This is a genomic window from Vibrio sp. 14N.309.X.WAT.E.F5, from assembly GCF_030397615.1.
GTDB classification, from domain to species: domain Bacteria; phylum Pseudomonadota; class Gammaproteobacteria; order Enterobacterales; family Vibrionaceae; genus Vibrio; species Vibrio lentus.
In genome coordinates this window covers 1-18,661 of sequence record NZ_JAPNXR010000031.1, presented here as the reverse complement: position 1 = coordinate 18,661, position 18,661 = coordinate 1, and the positions used below count along the sequence as shown (strand labels likewise).

Below are 18,661 nucleotides of genomic sequence, written 5' to 3'. Positions count from 1 at the left end.
AACGATTTTTAGATGCCGAAGTAACAGATTAAAGCTGTTCTAATCGAGCGTAAGCCGTTACTAACCACTTGATGCCTTCACCATTGAACGCAACTTGAACTCGGCTCTGTGGGCCACTTCCCTCGAAGTTGATAATGGTACCTTCACCAAACTTAGGGTGTTTAACGCGAGAGCCCAAACTAAAGCCTGTTTCGTTAAAGTTCTCTTTCACGGCGGTTTGGCTAAAGCGACCACTGCTTGCAGGGCGACTCACTTGCGCTTTCATACGTACTTCATCCAGACAGGTCTCTGGTAGCTCACGAATAAAACGAGATGGCTTGTGATACTTGTCTTGACCGTACAAACGACGCATTTCAGCGTAAGTGATGTAGAGCTTCTCCATCGCACGGGTCATGCCGACGTAACACAGACGACGTTCTTCTTCTAAACGCCCCGCTTCTTCGGCCGACATCTGACTTGGGAACATACCTTCTTCAACGCCAACCATGAATACCATTGGGAACTCTAGGCCTTTGGCACTGTGCAGAGTCATGAGCTGAACCGCATCATCAAATTCATCAGCCTGACCTTCACCCGCTTCCAAAGCCGCATGAGTTAAGAATGCCGTTAGCATGCTCATTTCATCCGCTTCTTCTGGTTTTTCAAACTGACGCGTTGCCGTTACCAATTCTTCCAAGTTCTCAATACGCGCCTTCGACTTCTCGCCTTTCTCTTGCTCGTACATCGCAAACAAGCCCGACGATTTGATTACGTGGTCGGTTTGCTCATGAAGTCTCAGTTCTATGGTGTCATCTTCAAGTGCATTGATAAGTTCAATAAAGCGGCTCAAAGCACCCGCAGCACGGCCTGGTAACACTTGTTCTTCTATCAGAGCAACACTGGCTTCCCACATGGTTGCACCACGATCACGCGCTGCAAGACGAATCGTTTCTAACGTCTTATCACCCAAGCCACGCGTTGGCGTATTGACGACACGTTCAAACGCCGCATCATTGCTTCGGTTACTCATTAAGCGCAGGTAGCTCAAAGCATCTCTGATTTCCTGACGCTCGAAGAATCGCATGCCGCCGTAGATTCGGTAAGGTAAACCACCTTGAATCAACGCTTCTTCAAGAACACGAGACTGGGCGTTATTACGATAAAGCATCGCGGTATCTTCTAACGCACCGCCTTTCTCTTGCCACTCTTTGATTTTGCTAACCGTGAAACGCGCTTCATCTAACTCGTTATAAGCTGAGTAAACTGAGATTGGCTCGCCATCGTTGCCATCAGTCCACAGCTCTTTACCCATACGCTCAGTGTTGTTCGAGATAAGCTCGTTCGACGCCTGAAGAATGGTTTTGGTTGAACGGTAGTTTTGTTCGAGTCGAACCGTTGAAGCGCCTGGAAATTCATCCAAGAACTTCTGAATATTTTCAATTTTAGCGCCACGCCAGCCATAGATAGATTGGTCATCATCACCCACGATCATCACGCGACAATCCGGGCCTGCCATCATACGTAACCAAGCGTATTGGATGTTGTTGGTATCTTGGAATTCGTCGACAAGAATGTGCTTAAAGCGAGCTTGGTAGTGCTCGCGGATGTGTTTCTTATCGCGTAAAAGTTCATGCGATCTCAACAAGATCTCTGCAAAGTCGACCAAGCCAGCACGGTCACATGCTTCTTGGTAAGCAGAATAGATCTTTAACCACGTTTGAGTTATTGGATCATGGTAGGCGTCAATGTGACTTGGGCGTAATCCCTCGTCTTTCTTGCCATTGATCCACCAAGAAGCTTGCTTGGCAGGCCACTGCTTTTCATCAAGATTTTGCGCTTTGATTAAACGACGTAGCAAACGAATCTGATCATCTGAATCAATGATCTGGAAGTCTTCTGGCAGTTTTGCATCTAGGTAGTGAGCACGAAGAATACGGTGACAGATGCCGTGGAAGGTGCCGTTCCACATGCCCGACGAGCTGCCCATCATCAACTCTTCAATACGACCACGCATCTCTGCTGCCGCTTTGTTGGTGAAAGTAACTGACATGATAGAGAACGGTGATGCTTGCTCTACGCTTTGTAACCAAGCGATACGATGCACCAACACTCGCGTTTTACCACTGCCAGCACCTGCCAGAATAAGTAGGTTTTCTAAAGGTGCTGCGACCGCCTCACGTTGTTTGTCGTTTAGGCCATCGAGTAAAAGCGAAGGATCTATCATTGGATATGCTCACTACTGGGTATTTATACATAAAAGTTGATTATAACCTAAACACTAGGCTGCGTTTAGGATAATAAGAAGAAAAAACATTCAAAAATTAACATCATAAAATCATCAACTTAAAAGGTAAATCATCATTAATATTGATATTTCTTATAATGTCGTGAAATTATTTCCTAGTTCTTCCTATCCTTTTTAGTAAGCAAGTTAACAATCCATTAACCTGCGATATAAAATACTATTAAGTCCTAGAGGGAATGACTATGAAAAATTCTAATCTTGCTGTTACAGCTGCAATCACAAGTGTACTAGCGTTCGGCGGTGCAGTTCTTACATCAGCACCTGCGGAAGCAGCAGCAAAAGAAAAATGCTACGGCGTGGCAAAAGCTGGCCAAAATGATTGTGCAACCAAAACAAGTTCATGTGCGGGTACAGCAAAAGAAGACAACCAATCCGATGCATTCGTAGTCGTACCTAAAGGGCTGTGTGGCAAATTATCAGGTGGTAACACTCAATCATCATAATTGAGCTGCTTAGTATGGTGAGCTGACATTCAGCTCACCTCCACTTCTTATTAGGAGAATCGTTGTGACTCAAACTCTTCACCCCAACACAGGGGTTGGCCTTAGAACACCGCACTTGGACTTCTTTAGCCAAAACCCAGCCTTAGTGAGTTGGTTAGAGGTGCACAGCGAGAACTACTTTTTAACTCAATCACCGCAACGTCAACAACTCAGAGAAATTCGTAACGCCCACAAGATAAGTTGTCACGGTGTTGGGTTGTCTCTAGGTTCTGTTGAGCGCATCAACCCAAATCACTTACTGCAGTTAAAAGATCTGATTGATGATATCGAGCCGGTCTTGGTTTCTGACCACCTCAGCTGGAGTCAGACTGGCGGTCATTACTTCAATGACTTATTACCACTGCCTTATACCGAAGAGGCGTTAGAAGTCTTCTGTCGCAATGTCATCGAGGTTCAAGACAGCCTGCAACGTCCTATGCTGATTGAGAACCCATCGAGTTACCTTGCCTTCAAGCATTCAACCATCCCAGAATGGGAATTTTTGGCTGAGGTACAAAAACGTACTGAGTGCCGACTGTTACTCGATTTCAATAATATTTTTGTCTCATCTTTTAATCATGGTTTCAGCTGCGAAGAGTACTTAAGCGGAATTCCTGCAGACAAAGTGGAAGAGATTCACTTGGCAGGTTTTACCAAAAAGAAACTCGAACAAGGTGAGATCTGGATAGACACACACAGTAAACCTGTCTGTGACGAAGTGTGGAAACTCTATACTGACTGGATAGCACAACATGGTTCACGCTATACCTTGATTGAGTGGGATCTAGACATCCCAGAACCACAAGTCTTATTGGCTGAAGCAACCAAAGCCAGTGATATTTTGTATCAACACAACAAGTTCAACCAAAGGAGTCGCGCATCATGAGCCACTCTTTAGCTAATGTGCAATCGGAGTTTGCTAACGCCCTACGTTATCAAAACAATGGTGAGCACTGCGACATAGTGAGCGACCACTTTACCGATGAGCAACGCATCCAGATTTACCGCAACAACTTTGTGATTAGCTTGAGCGAAGTACTGGCAGCAGCCTACCCACTCACTGAAATGCTGGTTGGTGAAGAGTGCTTCCAACAGATGGCTCGTCAACATGTCTTAAGTTATCCATCGACTTCTGGTGATGTCAGCGGTTATGGGGAACACTTTGAACAGACTATCCAAGCTTTTCCTGCCGTTATTGAGGCTGCACCTTATCTCGCTGAAGTGGCTTTGTATGAATGGCAAAAAGATAGCTTGGTGAGATGTGTTTCAGAATCACATGTCGACCAACGTCCCCTTTCTTGTTTAGCTGATGTGCCACAAGAGCAACAAGGCGCTTTAGTCTTTCATCTCAAAGGTTCAATAACGCTAGTCAATTCTAGCTATACGATGATCGCGCTTGAGCAAGCGATCTATCAGCAACAACTCGACGGGTTAGACATCAACCAACCTGAATTTGGGGTGTTAATCCGCGCCGAGAATTCACAGATTGAGAGTCATTGTTTGACAGAAGAATGCCACCAACTATTAACTGAATTGCAATCGGGTCAAACACTCGCTGAGATTGACCCTTCACTACTACAACACCTGAATACTGTCATGGCGCTTAACGTCATCTCAGGTTTTTCAATCGATGCCGAATTGGAGACATAATATGGATAACAACACAGTCACGAACATGATGGCTCAATACGACAATTTGATTGAGAAATCACAGGCACTTTTTGTTCCAGTGCTTCTGCTATTTTGTCGCCTTTGGGTGGCGTGGGTATTCTTTAATTCTGGACTGACTAAAATAGCAACTTGGGATAGCACTCTGTACTTGTTTGAGTTGGAGTACCAAGTCCCACTGTTACCTTGGGAGTTAGCGGCCTATATGGGTACTGCCGCTGAATTGATTCTGCCAGTATTCTTAGCACTTGGTTTATTAACACGACCTATGGCTGCAGCACTATTCGTTTTCAATATCATGGCCGTCGTGTCATACCCTGTATTGTGGGCGCAAGGCTTCTACGATCATCAGCTTTGGGGACTAATGATTCTTATCGTCATTGTATGGGGCGCAGGACCATTTTCATTGGATAGAATCTTGAAGAAGCAATTTAGCAACTAGTCCTCATCGCAAATCCAAAACGCAAAAAACCACTCAAATGAGTGGTTTCTTTTTAACTGGTGAAAAACTACTTGCTCAGAAAAGCTTGTAATTCCTCAGCTGAAATACCTTGCTCTGCCAGCTCTTTTGCTAGTAGCTGAACTTGTTCACCTTTACGAGATTCAACCACGCGTTGAAATTGGTAAATGATATCTCGCAAAGTGTCGATTGGAACTTGTTTTGCCGCACTGCGAATACGCTCTTCACTTTGGTTTCCTAGCTCTTTAAGCAATTTACCAAACATGACCTTTTCAGGTGCATCTTCCATTTGTTCTAAGATGCGCGCCATTTCGTAGGTTGTTAATGACATTACAGTATTTTCCGTTGGGGACTAACGTTTCAATGAGTGACAAATATACCATGTTTTAACGTTTCGCAAACCGCCATTTGTATATTTTGTCACCCTTGAGACTTATGCCTTAGCTAACGTCGTGTGCCACGACTTACCTGCTTTGCTCGCAAGCACTAACAATGCTGGAACAATCAGGAACATTTGTAGCGCAATCATCACTTGAGATGTTAAATCAAGGCGCTGCATGGTACCAACCAGTAACCCTGAACCACTCATTTGGAACAAACCAAGCAACGCAGCTGCGGTACCCGCACGGTCACCGAAAGGTTCAAGTGCCTTACCGGCTGCAGCACCAAGAATCCAAGCAAAACCAACTGAAGACAGGAAGATTGGCAGCATGAATGCGATCGCACTATCATGGTCAGCAAGTACCAACATAATGACGCCAGCCAGACCCAATGTTGAGATACCTACAACTAACGCCTTATATGTACCAAAACGGTCCATGAACTTCGGAGCAGTGAATGCAGCCGTGATGTTGATAACCGCGTTAATACCAAACCAGAAGGTAAACTCATTCATCGTCAAACCTAGGTTCTCCATCAACACAACAGGTGCAGAGGTAACGTAAGCCAGGATTACTGCCATTGCCATCAAGCACAATGTCGCATGGAAGATGAATGATGGTGTTTTCAATACCGACCAGTAACGCTCAAGTTTGAACACCGCGACCTTTTCTGTCGCTGGATTAGACTCTTTCATTTGGAAAAACAAAATGGTGCCAACCATGACAGCGAACACAGCCATGAAGCTGAAGTTAGAGCGCCAGCCAAACTGTTGAGTTAACCAAGCCCCAAGAATCGGAGCTAATGCAGGAATAAAGCAAATGGCACCATTAAGGTAACTGATCATACGGCCACTCTTCTCAGGGCCAAATAGATCGCGAACCGTCGCAAAGGCTGCTACAGAAGTCGCACAAGCTCCTAAGCCTTGTAGCAGCCGAGCTATTAGCATCATATCAATCGATTGAGCTGCCCACGCCAAGCAAGCACTCAATGCATAGATGCTAACACCTCCCAATGCAACGGTTCGACGTCCTAGCTTATCAGCCAAAGGGCCTGCAAATAATTGCCCGACACCCATGGCGAATAAAAACCAAGTAATCGTATCTTGTGCTAGTGCGTGTTCCACGTGAAACGCTGTTGAAATTTGTGGCAGAGCTGGAAGATAAATATCTATAGCCAGAGGGCTAAATAGAACCAGCATTGCCAATAAAGCAACCTGCAGTTTACTAGGGGTTGGAAGCGCGTTAGAAGGCACAAGATTCTCCGAATGAGTTAATTTAGGTGCATAATAACCAACTAAAGATATGAACAAAAATGGCATATACTCATTAGCATTATTCCAAATAGGAAACTCACATGAATATCGAGAAACTATCGCGCCTCGACCTCAATCTATTAGTTTGCTTACAGGTACTGATGGAAGAGCTGAGTGTCACTCGCACTGCACATCGATTGTGCCTGAGCCAGTCAGCGGTGAGTAAGTCATTGGCCAAGCTTCGTGAACAATTTAATGACCCCCTTTTTACGAGAAGTGCTCATGGCCTACGACCAACACCGAAAGCTGTGTTCCTCAAGCCTCGGTTAGAAACGTTGATCAACCAACTTGATGTTCTCACTCAGCCTGAGACGTTCATTCCCAACAACAGTGACCATAGCTTTCACATTGCTGCCGTTGAGAGTGTGTACCCACTGATTCTTCCTCATTTCTTACCGGCGATATTTCGACAAGCACCTAAGGTCAATATCAACACCCACGCGTGGACAGAGCAAACCTTTAAGAAGCTACAGCTTGGTGAACTAGATATCGGACTCACTGGCAAAGACATCGACATCAACGATGCGCGTTTAACTATGCTGCCGCCAGACGACATTTGCGAACAAGAGATCTACCGCGACGCACAGATGTGTGTGCTAAGACGCAACCACCCTGCTCTGAGTGGTAAATGGGATCTGGAAACCTACCTTGCGCAGCGTCATGTACAAGTAAGGTGTGATGGTAACGACCGCTGGCTGCTCGACTACAAACTGGCTGATCTTGGCCATCAACGTGATATCGCTATTTCTGTTCCAGACTTCAATAGCGCCGCAAGCCTGTGTACTTACACCGACTTTGTGTTTACCGCACCAAGCCACTTTACTTACCTCGTCGCTAAGCAACTCGACTTAGTGGTTGTTCCTTTACCAATGGAATTCCCACCGATGGCATACACTTTGTTTTGGCACCGTGACAGAGAAAATGACCCAGCCTTAACTTGGTTGCGAGATATCATCAAAGAAAAAACTCTGCACCTTAGATAAAAATGGCGTACAGCGTTTGCAGCAAACGAACAAAAGCGCTAGCTTATTGACCTAATAAGTCCCCTCGCATGTATATCGACTGTGAGTGTTAACAAGGACCCTAACAATAAGGATAAACACAGATGCACAATATCACTGCTGAACGCGTTGCTGCAGTTCGAGCTTGGCTTGAAACAAACAACCTAGATGCCGTTATCATTCCACATGAAGACGAATATCTAGGTGAATACGTTCCCGCTCATAACGAGCGACTTCACTGGTTAACAGGTTTTACTGGCTCTGCAGGTGCCGCTGTTATCACTCGTGATACTGCTGCTATTTTTGTTGATGGTCGCTACACCGTTCAGGTTCGTAAACAGGTACCAGCAGAGTTATTTGAGTATCGCCACCTTATTGAAGAACCGGCTTTAGATTGGATCATCAATTCATTGCCACAAGGTAGTAAGGTTGCATTCGACCCACGCATGCACACTGCTGCTTGGTTGAAAGGCGCACAAGCAAAACTAACGGAGAAAGTTGAGCTAACAACGTTATCAGCAAACCCGATTGATGAGCTTTGGTCTGACCGTCCTGAGCCTGTTGTATCTGATGTTCGCCTAATGGCAACAGATGCCGTTGGTCAATCAAGTAAAAGCAAACGTGCGGAGATTGCTGGTTTACTAAAAGCAAAAGGTGCGGACGCCGCTATCCTTACCGAGCTAGACTCAATCTGTTGGTTGCTTAACATTCGTGGCTTGGACGTATCTCGTCTACCTGTTGTGTTATCCAACGCGATCATCCACGCCGATGAAAGCGTCGATTTCTTCCTAGACCCAGCACGCATCCCAGCAGGCTTTGAAGCACACGTTGGTAATGGTATTCGAGTTTCTCATCCATCAGAGCTTGAAGCGCGCCTTCAATCTTTAACAGGCAAAAATGTATCTGTCGATTCAGGTACCAGTAATGCTTGGTACACGTTGGTTCTACAAAATGCTGGTGCTCATATCATTGAAGCAGCAGACCCATGCTTAATGCCAAAAGCTGCTAAGAACGCAACTGAAATTGCCGGCATGAAAGCGTGTCACATTCGAGATGGCGTCGCGATGGCCAAGTTCTTGTCTTGGATTGATGCAGAAGTCGCACAAGGTAACCTACACAACGAAGCGGTATTAGCTGACAAAGTACAATCGTTCCGTGAGCAAGACCCAACGCTGATGGACTTAAGTTTTGACACAATTTCAGCAGCAGGTGGCAACGCTGCAATGTGTCACTACAACCACGAGAACCAACCTGAACCTGGTCAGCTTGAACTGAATACTTTGTACCTAGTCGATTCAGGCGGTCAGTACTTAGATGGTACAACCGACATCACTCGTACTATCGCGATTGGCCAGCCAAGCGACGAAATGATCCAGCAGTTCACATTAGCGCTTAAAGGCCACATTGGCATTGCACGTGCGCGTTTCCCACAAGGTACTCGTGGTTTCCAACTTGATATCCTAGCGCGTCAGCACTTATGGGCAGAAGGCTTCGATTACGATCATGGTACTGGTCACGGTGTTGGTCATTTCTTAAGTGTTCATGAAGGTCCGCAAAGCATCTCTAAGAAGCTTATCGACGTACCTCTTGTTGAAGGCATGGTGTTATCAAACGAGCCGGGTTACTACCGTGCTGATGAGTTTGGTATTCGAATCGAAAACCTAGAGCTCGTGGTTGAACTGCCAACTCAAGGTGATTTTTCAGTACTAACGTTTGAGTCGCTAACTCGTTGCCCTATCGATAAGCGCAACATCAATGTTGATTTGCTAACACGACCTGAACTGGCGTGGCTGAACGACTACCATCAGAAGGTATGGAACGACGTTAGCCCATTAGTTGAAGGTGATACGCTGGAATGGCTACGCCAATCAACTACACCATTAGCTCACGCATAATGCTTCGTTAAGCTATTAACTGAACCAACACGAGCTTGCGAGGTTAATAAGTTAAATAGCAAATAGCAAAACGGCTACCCTTGGGTAGCCGTTTTTATTTGCCTGTATCATTACATCGATGTTTCACGTGGAACATCGACCAATATGTTGATTAACCAGAATAGGCACTGTGCCAGTCTCGCCACACTGGGTCGAAACCACGCTGACGAATCATCGACTCGACATCAGCAGCACTTCTCTCATCACTGATCTCAAACTGCTCAAGCTCTTCTTCACCCGAAGCATAACCACCAGGTTGGGTTTTAGAAGCCGCAGACATACTCGTGATCCCCAATGGCAACACATTGTCGCGAAAGGTTGCCGATTCGCGAGTAGAAAGGGATAGCTCGACCTCAGGGTTCAAGAGTCGATATGCGCAGATAAGCTGAACCAACTGTTTATCGTTCATGACTGATTTAGGCTGTAATCCTCCACTAGAGTCTCCACCCTCGCACGGACGAAGACGCGGGAATGAAATTGAATAGCGAGTCTGCCAATAAGTACGCTCTAGGTAATCTAAGTGAGCAGCAACAAAGAAGCAGTCGGTTCGCCAATCTTCCAAACCAATCAAGGCACCAATACCTATCTTATCGATCCCCGCCTTTGCCAAGCGATCAGGGGTTTCAAGACGATATTCAAAATCCATTTTATTACCACGTAGATGATGCTCAGCGTAGGTCCTTGGTTGATAGGTCTCTTGATAAACCATCACCGCATCTAAACCGAGCGTTTTAAGTTCTGCGTAATCTTGTTGGTCAAGCGGCTGCACTTCCATCGCAAGGTAGTTGAATTGCTTTTTGATATTCGGCAACACCTGTCGAAAGTAATTCATCCCGACCTTAGTTTCGTGTTCACCGGTGACCAGCAAAACGCTATCGAACTTCATCTTTTTGATAGCCGCACTTTCGGCATCAATTTCATCCAAAGTAAGCGTGCGGCGCTTGATACGATTCTCCATTGAGAAACCACAATACGTGCACGCGTTAGCGCACAGGTTAGATAGGTATAAGGGAATATAAAGCGACATCGTATTGCCAAACCGCTTGCGAGTTAGCGCCAACGATTGTTGTGCCATCTGCTCTAAGTAAGGTTCTGCCGCCGGAGAGATCAGAGCCTTAAAGTCTTCTAAGTCACGTTTGGGTTTACTCAGAGCACGTTCAACATCCGCTGCCGTTTTACTGAAGATAGACATACCAATGTCATCCCAGTTGAGCTGTTTAAATTGATCAACAAACGTCATAGCACTACTACTCGTCTAGGAATGAAGTTAACGGGCTCGAAGCAACCGCGTGAGATACTTTTCCTGCAAGTCCAGCAAGGTAAGCCATTCGACCCGCCTCAACCGCCAACTTAAAAGCAATCGCCATATCAACAGGTTGTTGCGACGCAGCTATAGCCGTATTCACTAACACAGCGTCTGCGCCCATTTCCATTGCACGAGCAGCATGAGATGGCGCACCAATCCCCGCATCAACAATCACAGGGACATTCGCTTGGTCGATAATGATCTCTAAGAAGTCTGCAGACGCAATACCCTTATTTGAACCAATCGGCGCACCTAACGGCATAACTGCCGCACAACCCACCTCTTCCAAACGTTTACACAATACTGGGTCGGCATGGCAGTAAGGCAACACAACAAAGCCATCTTTGACCAGTTGCTCAGCGGCTTTAAGCGTTTCAATTGGGTCTGGCATCAAATACTTTGGATCCGGATGAATCTCAAGCTTTAGCCAGTTAGTACCTAGTGCTTCACGAGCCAAGTGTGCTGCGAAAATTGCATCCTTCGCATTCTTCGCACCAGAGGTATTCGGAAGTAGATTAACGCCAGCGTCAATAATTGGCTGTAAAATATCATCTTGCTCAGAACGAATATCGACTCTCTTTAGTGCCATGGTCGCCAGTTGAGAACCTGACGCTTCGATAGCACTCGCCATCAATTGCTTATTGGCGAACTTACCCGTTCCAGTGAAGAGTCGAGATTGAAACGTCTTATCAGCGATAGTTAACATGGTTAGCCCCCTGCAATAGCTTGGAAAAGAGATATAGCGTCGCCTTCATTAACGACCGTTTGTTGCCACTGGCTACGCGGGACAACCGCATTATTGATAGCAAATACACAACCTAGATCAGGTAATGCTAGAACTTGGATAATGTCCGCTAGAGACGACGAGTGTGCTACTTGTTCTGATTGTTCGTTTATCGAGATCGTTATATGGCTCATTGGATTTCTTCTTCTAAATGCTTAACTACAGACGCGCTGCACACAGGACATTCACTATCTTGAGTGACCATAAGGTTTTGCCAATTCATCGTCTGGCCATCGAACAGTTTGAGTTGGTGTGTTGCGACCTGAAACTCACCACGAGTTAGACGTTGAATAGCAGCCAAAGCTTGAAGGTTACCTATGGTGCCAACAACTGGGCCTATGATGCCGCTATCGCTACAACGCGTCGTTTGTGGATGATGTCTGAACGGGAACAAGCAGTGATAGCACCCTTTCTGATTCTGATAATCAAATACAATAAACTGGCCTTTCCAGCCAATTGCAGAACCAGAAATCAAAGGGGTCTTCGTGCTGAAACATGCTTGGTTAACCTGCTGGCGTGACTCGAAGTTGTCAGTACAATCCAACACTAAGTCAGCTAGCATCACTTCAAGCTCAAGCTGACTTTCACTCATTCGTTGATTGATGGTTCTTACTTGGCTGCGACCATTGAGCTCACTCAGTTGTTGCTTCAACGCTTCAACCTTAGGCGAACCTAACTGACTTTCCCTGAACGCGACCTGTCGTTGCAGGTTCGATGAATCGACACAATCATCATCAACCAGCACGATCTTTCCAACACCAGATGCAGCTAGGTAAAGAGCCGCGGCATTACCTAAGCCACCACAACCAATCAACAACACATGACTATTTAGTAAGTTGCGTTGCCCTTGCTCACCCACTTCAGGTAACGCAATTTGTCGTTGATAGCGAATGAATTCAAAGTCACTCAGCATAGCTAGGCTCCTGTATAACCTCTTCCTTAAGAGTTGGAGATTTAGGTGCCATCAGTTTTTCGAAAAATTCGATCACTTTCTGCGGGTCTTCCGCCAATGTAATCGCACGTACCACCGCCAAACTCGATACCCCACAATCCCACACCTGCTCAGCTGTCGATTGATCAATACCGCCAATAGCAACCGTCGGATAACCGATGAGTTGTTCTGTGTATGGGATAGTATCAATCAGCTGTTGATACAGAGATAAACGAATTAAACCCTGAGGTTTCGATGGCATCTGTTTAGTTGTTGTTGGGAAGATGTGTCCCAGCGCAATATAGCTTGGGTTGATTTGAACAATGCGTAGCAACTCGTAATAGCCATGAGTCGAGAGACCGATCTTAATACCTGCTTGGCTCAACTGGGAGAGGTTTGATTCTTCAATATCCTCTTGCCCCAAATGAACACCAAACGCGTCATGCTTGAGTGCAAGCTGCCAATAATCATTGATAAAAACCTGAGCGTTATGCTCTCGACCAAGCTCGATTGATCGCGAAACTTGTTGTTCTAAGTCCGCTTGCTGAGGATTTTTAATACGTAGTTGAACAGTGTTGATTCCAAGCTTGAGCAACCTTTCGATCCACTCAACATCATCAACCACAGGATATAGCCCTAGGCTACTCTTGCTCAATTCAGGGAACGAAAGTGATGTTCCTTGGTGCGCCCAACCAACACTAATATCCAGTCGCTCATCTTCCAAAACTGGAATTGGAAAGTTTTGGTAATGTGCTGGCCATGTTCCACGTGAAACATTAGACGATGCGCGAGCTAAAACCAATGCGTCCTCTAATGGGAATTCCAGTGCCAACAAAGTAAGTAACCAAGCAAAGTGGCAGCGATTATCTAACCCCCGATGAGCTGTAGTTACACTCTTGATAGCACGATTAGCGTCCAGGTGAGACCAGATATCCAGTACAGCTGAATCATCTGAGACACCGATATAGATGGTATTCGGAGTTTGTGTAAAGGCGTCACAAACGTCAGTTAGCGCGACTGAATTACTGTAATCAACAACATGGTTCAGTTCCGCTAGCTGACACTCCGCCAATGAATCAACTTCATGAGCAAAGCCAATAGATAACGCCTGCTGAGCATCAACGATAGAGAAGTATTGAGTTGGGCTTACGCCCAACTCAACTGCATCGGTTGCCAAGCCTTGTCGCTTAGCAACCAATAGACAGCTCTGCACCTCTCCCGTTAACTCAATATTTTGAGATGGGATGAGTATCTTCACTGTCATTATTCCTCTAATTGAGCTTCTTTTACACCTACTGCAGGGTGGTAAAGTTCAGAGCCAGTATCACGGAACTCTTGTGATTTCTGACGCATCCCTTCCAACGGGTTATCTAGCATCTTAATTTCGATAGCCTGATCCGCTGCCACTTGTTCAGTGTCTTTCGCATACTCTCGGACTTCCTGAGAGATCTTCATCGAGCAGAATTTAGGTCCACACATAGAGCAGAAGTGAGCAACCTTACCGGATTCTTGCGGCAGAGTTTCATCATGGAAAGAACGTGCTGTTTCAGGGTCTAAAGCTAGATTAAATTGGTCTTCCCAACGGAATTCAAAACGTGCTTTAGATAATGCATTATCTCGAATTTGAGCGCCTGGGTGCCCTTTCGCAAGGTCCGCTGCGTGTGCTGCTAGCTTGTAAGTAATCAGGCCAGTCTTCACATCTTCTTTGTTTGGTAAGCCGAGATGCTCTTTAGGGGTTACATAACAGAGCATCGCACAGCCGTACCAACCAATCATGGCCGCGCCAATTCCAGAGGTAATATGGTCATACCCCGGTGCAATATCTGTCGTCAACGGACCTAACGTATAGAAAGGTGCTTCATGGCAGTGTTCTAACTGCTCGTCCATATTCTCTTTGATTAAGTGCATCGGTACATGTCCAGGGCCTTCAATGATCACCTGAACATCATATTCCCAAGCGACTTTAGTCAGCTCGCCTAGAGTACGTAACTCTGAGAATTGAGCCTCATCGTTGGCATCTGCAATAGAGCCCGGGCGTAGGCCATCACCTAATGACAGAGCCACATCATACTTCGCACAGATCTCGCAGATCTCGCGGAAGTGAGTATAAAGGAAGCTCTCTTGGTGATGAGCAAGACACCATTTCGCGATAATAGAACCACCACGAGAAACAATGCCGGTGACACGTTTAGCCGTCATCGGAACGTAGCGAAGCAACAAACCTGCGTGGATAGTGAAGTAATCAACACCCTGCTCTGCTTGTTCAATCAAAGTATCGCGCATCACTTCCCAGTTAAGGTCTTCCGCAACACCATTCACTTTTTCAAGGGCTTGATACATAGGAACCGTACCGATTGGTACAGGGCTGTTACGTAAGATCCATTCGCGAGTTTCGTGAATATTACGGCCGGTAGAAAGGTCCATTACGGTATCGCCACCCCAGCGAGTTGACCATACTAACTTCTCAACTTCTTCTTCAATCGAAGAGCTTACTGAAGAGTTACCGATATTAGCGTTCACCTTCACTAAGAAGTTACGGCCAATAATCATCGGTTCTGATTCTGGGTGGTTGATGTTTGAAGGGATAATAGCTCGACCTTCAGCAACCTCCTTGCGCACAAACTCAGGGGTAATTTCTTTCGGTAGATTTGCGCCAAAGTTATGGCCAGGATGTTGGTGGTTAAGCTGCTCATCAGCAAACTTCTGACGCCCCATGTTCTCACGTATAGCAATATACTCCATCTCAGGAGTGATAATCCCCTGACGAGCATAGTGCAGCTGAGTAACACATTGATCGTCAGTCGCGCGACGAATTCTAGGTAGGTTGCCGTAACGAAGGTCGTCTAGAGTTTCATCTTCTAAACGTTCTTTAGTGTAAACAGAGCTTACATCGTCTAACAGTTCCGTATCACCACGCTCATCAATCCATTGCTCACGCAACTTTGGAAGGCCGCTATACAGGTCTATTTGATGTGTGGGGTCAGTGTAAACACCTGAGGTATCGTAAACTTGAATGGGTACATTAGGTTCGAATACAGGCTCTTTTTTGGTACCACCGACAAGGCTATCAGCAAGTGATATTTCTCGTACAGGGACTTGAATATCTTCTCGAGATCCTTGGATGTAAGCTTTTTTTGAATTTGGATAAGGTTGTACGGATAAAGAATCGATGAAATTCTTCGCTTCCAGTCTTGCTTGTTTACGACTCGACATAGCATTTTTCCTTGGCTTTTAGCCATTATTTATAGGGATAAAAATGCTTGACGGATTAGATGCTACAAGAGGGATCACGGTAAGAAATACAGTTGTGATCTGGAGATAGATCTCTAGAAGGATTCTAGTTAGATATCTACTCTTGTTCCCTTCGCAGGTATTAGCCTGATCAGGTTCAACGGATCCCGAGTTAACGGTCTCAGCCATATGGCACTCCGACAAGTTCGATCGAGTATATAAAAACGGCTTGGATAAACCAAGCCGAGTTGTTAACAAATCGTAAGAAAGTTTTAAGACTTTATCAAAAGTTGGAAGCCGATCCATGCTGCTGAGATGCTGAGAACCACGTTAAGTAGCACATTGAGTCCCATCTTAAAGAAAGCACCCTGCTGCATAAGAAGCACGTTATCCATCGAAAATGTAGAAAATGTAGTCAGTGCTCCAAGGAAGCCAAGACCGATAATTTGTCTCCATGGTTCTGTCGCAACCATCTCATTCTCAAACGCTGCGATGAGTAAGCCCATAATTAAAGAGCCAATCACGTTAACAGTTAGCGTACCATAAGGAAAACCACGCCCTAGCATCACCACACATAACTCTGAAATCAAATAGCGCGAACAAGCACCAAATGCGCCACCAATGGCAATAAAACCTAAAATAGATAACTGACCCATGAATCCTCCCAAACAATAATCCCTATATTCTAGCTTTAACGCCGATAAAAGCGAGGGTAGAAACTAAGAATGCATGCGCAAATATTAAACGTTACAGGTGTCACTTAACTTCGATATATCCCATTAAACCCGTTTTCATGTGTTCTATAACATGACAGTGATACATCCAACGTCCTGGGTTGTCGGCAACAAATGCGGCTTTCGCTCGGCCGTTTTTTCCAAGTAGCACGGTATCGGTATGGAAAGGTTCTTCAATTTTTTTACCATCAAGTTCCAATACAGTGAATGTATGACCATGAATATGAATCGGGTGATGATATTGAGTGACGTTCTTAAGATCGAATATGTAAGTCTTGCCTAGATCTAAAGTCGCCAACGGCTCAGGGATATTGTCTTTACTCATCCCCTCCCACGCTCGTTTATTAGTAAGCCAAAATTTAGGCATCGATTTACCATCTTTAGATACAGGTGAAACTGCACCCTCCCACTCGAACACGAAATCAATCTCTTCAGCATTAGCAAGATCTAGGTTAGGTACTGGATTCAATGGTAATAATGGCAACACTCGCTCTTGAGTAAATGCTGAATCTACGACTTCAAATTCACACAAAGAAAATGGGAAACGCCCCTTCATTTGGAGAACGTTAATTCGCTCACCAGCTTTAGGAGCGATCAGTCCGATATCAACACGCATACCCGGACCAATTTTATGTTGAGTCAGTTTGTAAGGCGATTTCACAGGGTTACCATCAATGGCAATTACCCATGCCTCAGCCCCTTCGATAGCAATAGGATAAGTAATAGTATTATCGACATTGGCAATCCGCAGTCTAGTCGCTGCATACTGCTTCAACTGATATACGGGTTCATGAATTCCATTAACACTACTCCACTCTCCTGGAGTACCCATACGAGCACTGAGTCGAGGAATCATTAAGTCTTTCCATTGACCTTGCTTGTCGATATGCCAATGTTTAAGCATCAATGCGTGTTCTTCGTCGAACTGCACGGGAGTGCTTTCTTCTACGATAATAAGGCCAACTAAACCCATACCGAGTTGTTTAACGCTATTCATATGTGGGTGATACCAAAATGTGCCAGCATCTGGCGGCGTAAACTCATAAATGAATGTTTCACCTGGCATGATTGGTGGCTGACTTAAGAAGGGAACTCCATCCATTTCGATAGGAATTCTTAAGCCATGCCAATGGATAGTCGTCGGCTCTGATAGCTTATTCGTAAAACGAATTGTGACCTTTTCACCCTGTCGACATCGAATCGTCGGAGCTGGGATCTGTGCATTAAAGGCTAAAACATTGGTATCAAATCCCGCGACTAACTCAGCTGTTGAAGGTTCAGCAGTTAAGTCATAAACATACTTACCTTGCCCATCAACAGACTGCTTCATAGAACAAGCGGGCAAAACAGTTAGTGCAGATATAGCGAGAGATGATTGAATAAACTTACGACGGGAAATATCCATATTTGTTGCCTTTTAGTAATAACGACCAAAATGTAACAAAATATTGAGAATAATTCTCATAAAGAAGTAGGGATTGTGCTGTTGATTGTTTATAAGAGAGGCTGGGATAAGTGAGCACTTACCTCTCTAAGGTCAAATATCAGCCAATGCAAGAAATGAAAGCTTAAATATCACACATATAGAAAACCAAAAGACCTCCCTCTTCGACTAGATCTTCAAACTATTACGGAAGCGTTAAGGTTCGAATATCAACATATCCAAATAGGAAGAATTAGGTAAAACTATTATAAGTCGGCGCTCAAAGTATTCCACCGGGATGACGTTCCATCTCCCAATATTGCTTCGAAGAAGCAACAGGCATAAAAAAGCCCCAACATTTCTGCTGAGGCTTTGTATATAGAAGGGTTGGAGGTTTAAACTCCCAACACGCGCTGTTTTGGTAAGTCGGAGAATCCGCTGCTTTGCTAATGGCGTATGTATGATTCAGAAAGCAAAAAGGCTCTAGCATTTCTGCTAGAGCCTTAAATATGGCAGGGGTGGAGAGATTCGAACTCCCAACACGCGGATTTGGAATCCGCTGCTCTGCCAATTGGAGCTACACCCCTAAAACTTTTTACTACTTCAGATTCGAAAAAACCTCGCACTAGGCGAGGTTATCGAATAAGTGGCGGAGTGGACGGGACTCGAACCCGCGACCCCCGGCGTGACAGGCCGGTATTCTAACCAACTGAACTACCACTCCGCAGTG

Annotated in this window: 17 protein-coding genes, 2 tRNA genes and 1 riboswitch; of the genes, 6 read left to right on the top strand and 13 right to left on the bottom strand. The window is 45.3% G+C overall.

Annotated elements, in window-relative coordinates; translation table 11 throughout:
- Positions 1-28: 28 nt before the first annotated feature.
- Positions 29-2,203 (bottom strand): DNA helicase II, encoded by a 2,175-nt coding sequence (uvrD, locus tag OW495_RS22300; protein WP_009848185.1) that lies wholly within the window; start codon positions 2,201-2,203, stop codon positions 29-31.
- Between the two features lie 263 nt (positions 2,204-2,466).
- Between uvrD and OW495_RS22295 the strand changes: the two genes are divergently transcribed.
- From OW495_RS22295 to OW495_RS22280, 4 genes are all read left to right on the top strand, one after another.
- The gene (locus OW495_RS22295; protein ID WP_004736650.1) at positions 2,467-2,727 is read left to right on the top strand and encodes a DUF2282 domain-containing protein; all 261 of its coding nucleotides are present in this window, start codon (positions 2,467-2,469) and stop codon (positions 2,725-2,727) included.
- Positions 2,728-2,791: 64 nt separating this feature from the next.
- Positions 2,792-3,652 carry a DUF692 domain-containing protein gene (locus OW495_RS22290; RefSeq protein ID WP_102514664.1) on the top strand — a complete coding sequence of 287 codons (861 nt, stop codon included), beginning with the start codon at positions 2,792-2,794 and terminating at the stop codon, positions 3,650-3,652.
- Positions 3,649-4,416, top strand: a complete 768-nt coding sequence (locus OW495_RS22285) for a DNA-binding domain-containing protein (RefSeq protein WP_102514665.1) — start codon at positions 3,649-3,651, stop codon at positions 4,414-4,416. Before OW495_RS22290 ends, OW495_RS22285 begins: the two co-directional genes overlap by 4 nt.
- A 1-nt stretch (position 4,417) precedes the next feature.
- Positions 4,418-4,876: a DoxX family protein gene (locus OW495_RS22280; RefSeq protein ID WP_102353426.1), complete on the top strand. Its 459-nt coding sequence runs from the start codon at positions 4,418-4,420 to the stop codon at positions 4,874-4,876.
- Positions 4,877-4,943: 67 nt separating this feature from the next.
- Here OW495_RS22280 and OW495_RS22275 read toward each other — a convergent pair whose 3' ends face one another.
- The gene (locus tag OW495_RS22275) at positions 4,944-5,225 is read right to left on the bottom strand and encodes a hypothetical protein (protein ID WP_016787602.1); all 282 of its coding nucleotides are present in this window, start codon (positions 5,223-5,225) and stop codon (positions 4,944-4,946) included.
- A 102-nt stretch (positions 5,226-5,327) separates the two neighbouring features.
- A complete protein-coding gene (locus tag OW495_RS22270) occupies positions 5,328-6,527 on the bottom strand; it encodes a multidrug effflux MFS transporter (protein ID WP_198599821.1) in 1,200 nt (399 codons plus the stop codon).
- Between the two features lie 101 nt (positions 6,528-6,628).
- On the opposite strand from OW495_RS22270, the gene OW495_RS22265 reads away from it, so the two are divergent.
- On the top strand, positions 6,629-7,570 hold the full coding sequence (locus tag OW495_RS22265) for a LysR family transcriptional regulator (protein ID WP_012605070.1): 942 nt from the start codon (positions 6,629-6,631) through the stop codon (positions 7,568-7,570).
- A gap of 122 nt (positions 7,571-7,692) precedes the next feature.
- Positions 7,693-9,483 carry an aminopeptidase P family protein gene (locus OW495_RS22260; protein ID WP_102514667.1) on the top strand — a complete coding sequence of 597 codons (1,791 nt, stop codon included), beginning with the start codon at positions 7,693-7,695 and terminating at the stop codon, positions 9,481-9,483.
- 151 nt (positions 9,484-9,634) lie between these two features.
- Here OW495_RS22260 and thiH read toward each other — a convergent pair whose 3' ends face one another.
- The 10 genes from thiH to OW495_RS22210 form a co-directional block, all read right to left on the bottom strand.
- On the bottom strand, positions 9,635-10,762 hold the full coding sequence (thiH, locus tag OW495_RS22255) for a 2-iminoacetate synthase ThiH (protein WP_289888426.1): 1,128 nt from the start codon (positions 10,760-10,762) through the stop codon (positions 9,635-9,637).
- 7 nt (positions 10,763-10,769) lie between these two features.
- A complete protein-coding gene (locus tag OW495_RS22250; RefSeq protein ID WP_102514669.1) occupies positions 10,770-11,534 on the bottom strand; it encodes a thiazole synthase in 765 nt (254 codons plus the stop codon).
- Between the two features lie 2 nt (positions 11,535-11,536).
- Positions 11,537-11,746 (bottom strand): sulfur carrier protein ThiS, encoded by a 210-nt coding sequence (gene thiS / locus OW495_RS22245; protein WP_010440653.1) that lies wholly within the window; start codon positions 11,744-11,746, stop codon positions 11,537-11,539.
- Positions 11,743-12,525, bottom strand: a complete 783-nt coding sequence (locus OW495_RS22240) for a HesA/MoeB/ThiF family protein (RefSeq protein ID WP_289888424.1) — start codon at positions 12,523-12,525, stop codon at positions 11,743-11,745. Before OW495_RS22240 ends, thiS begins: the two co-directional genes overlap by 4 nt.
- Positions 12,515-13,807 (bottom strand): thiamine phosphate synthase, encoded by a 1,293-nt coding sequence (locus OW495_RS22235; protein ID WP_102514671.1) that lies wholly within the window; start codon positions 13,805-13,807, stop codon positions 12,515-12,517. Before OW495_RS22235 ends, OW495_RS22240 begins: the two co-directional genes overlap by 11 nt.
- Positions 13,807-15,756, bottom strand: coding sequence for a phosphomethylpyrimidine synthase ThiC (gene thiC, locus OW495_RS22230; protein WP_102514672.1), 1,950 nt, complete (start codon positions 15,754-15,756; stop codon positions 13,807-13,809). The genes OW495_RS22235 and thiC overlap by 1 nt, the downstream gene beginning before the upstream one ends.
- 129 nt (positions 15,757-15,885) lie before the next feature.
- A riboswitch (TPP riboswitch) is annotated at positions 15,886-15,984 on the bottom strand.
- A gap of 62 nt (positions 15,985-16,046) precedes the next feature.
- Positions 16,047-16,430, bottom strand: a complete 384-nt coding sequence (crcB, locus tag OW495_RS22225) for a fluoride efflux transporter CrcB (RefSeq protein ID WP_004736665.1) — start codon at positions 16,428-16,430, stop codon at positions 16,047-16,049.
- Between the two features lie 100 nt (positions 16,431-16,530).
- Positions 16,531-17,913, bottom strand: a complete 1,383-nt coding sequence (locus OW495_RS22220; protein ID WP_102514673.1) for a multicopper oxidase family protein — start codon at positions 17,911-17,913, stop codon at positions 16,531-16,533.
- Positions 17,914-18,441: 528 nt separating this feature from the next.
- A tRNA-Trp gene (locus OW495_RS22215) sits at positions 18,442-18,518 on the bottom strand.
- A 60-nt stretch (positions 18,519-18,578) separates the two neighbouring features.
- A tRNA-Asp gene (locus OW495_RS22210) sits at positions 18,579-18,655 on the bottom strand.
- Positions 18,656-18,661: the final 6 nt, after the last annotated feature.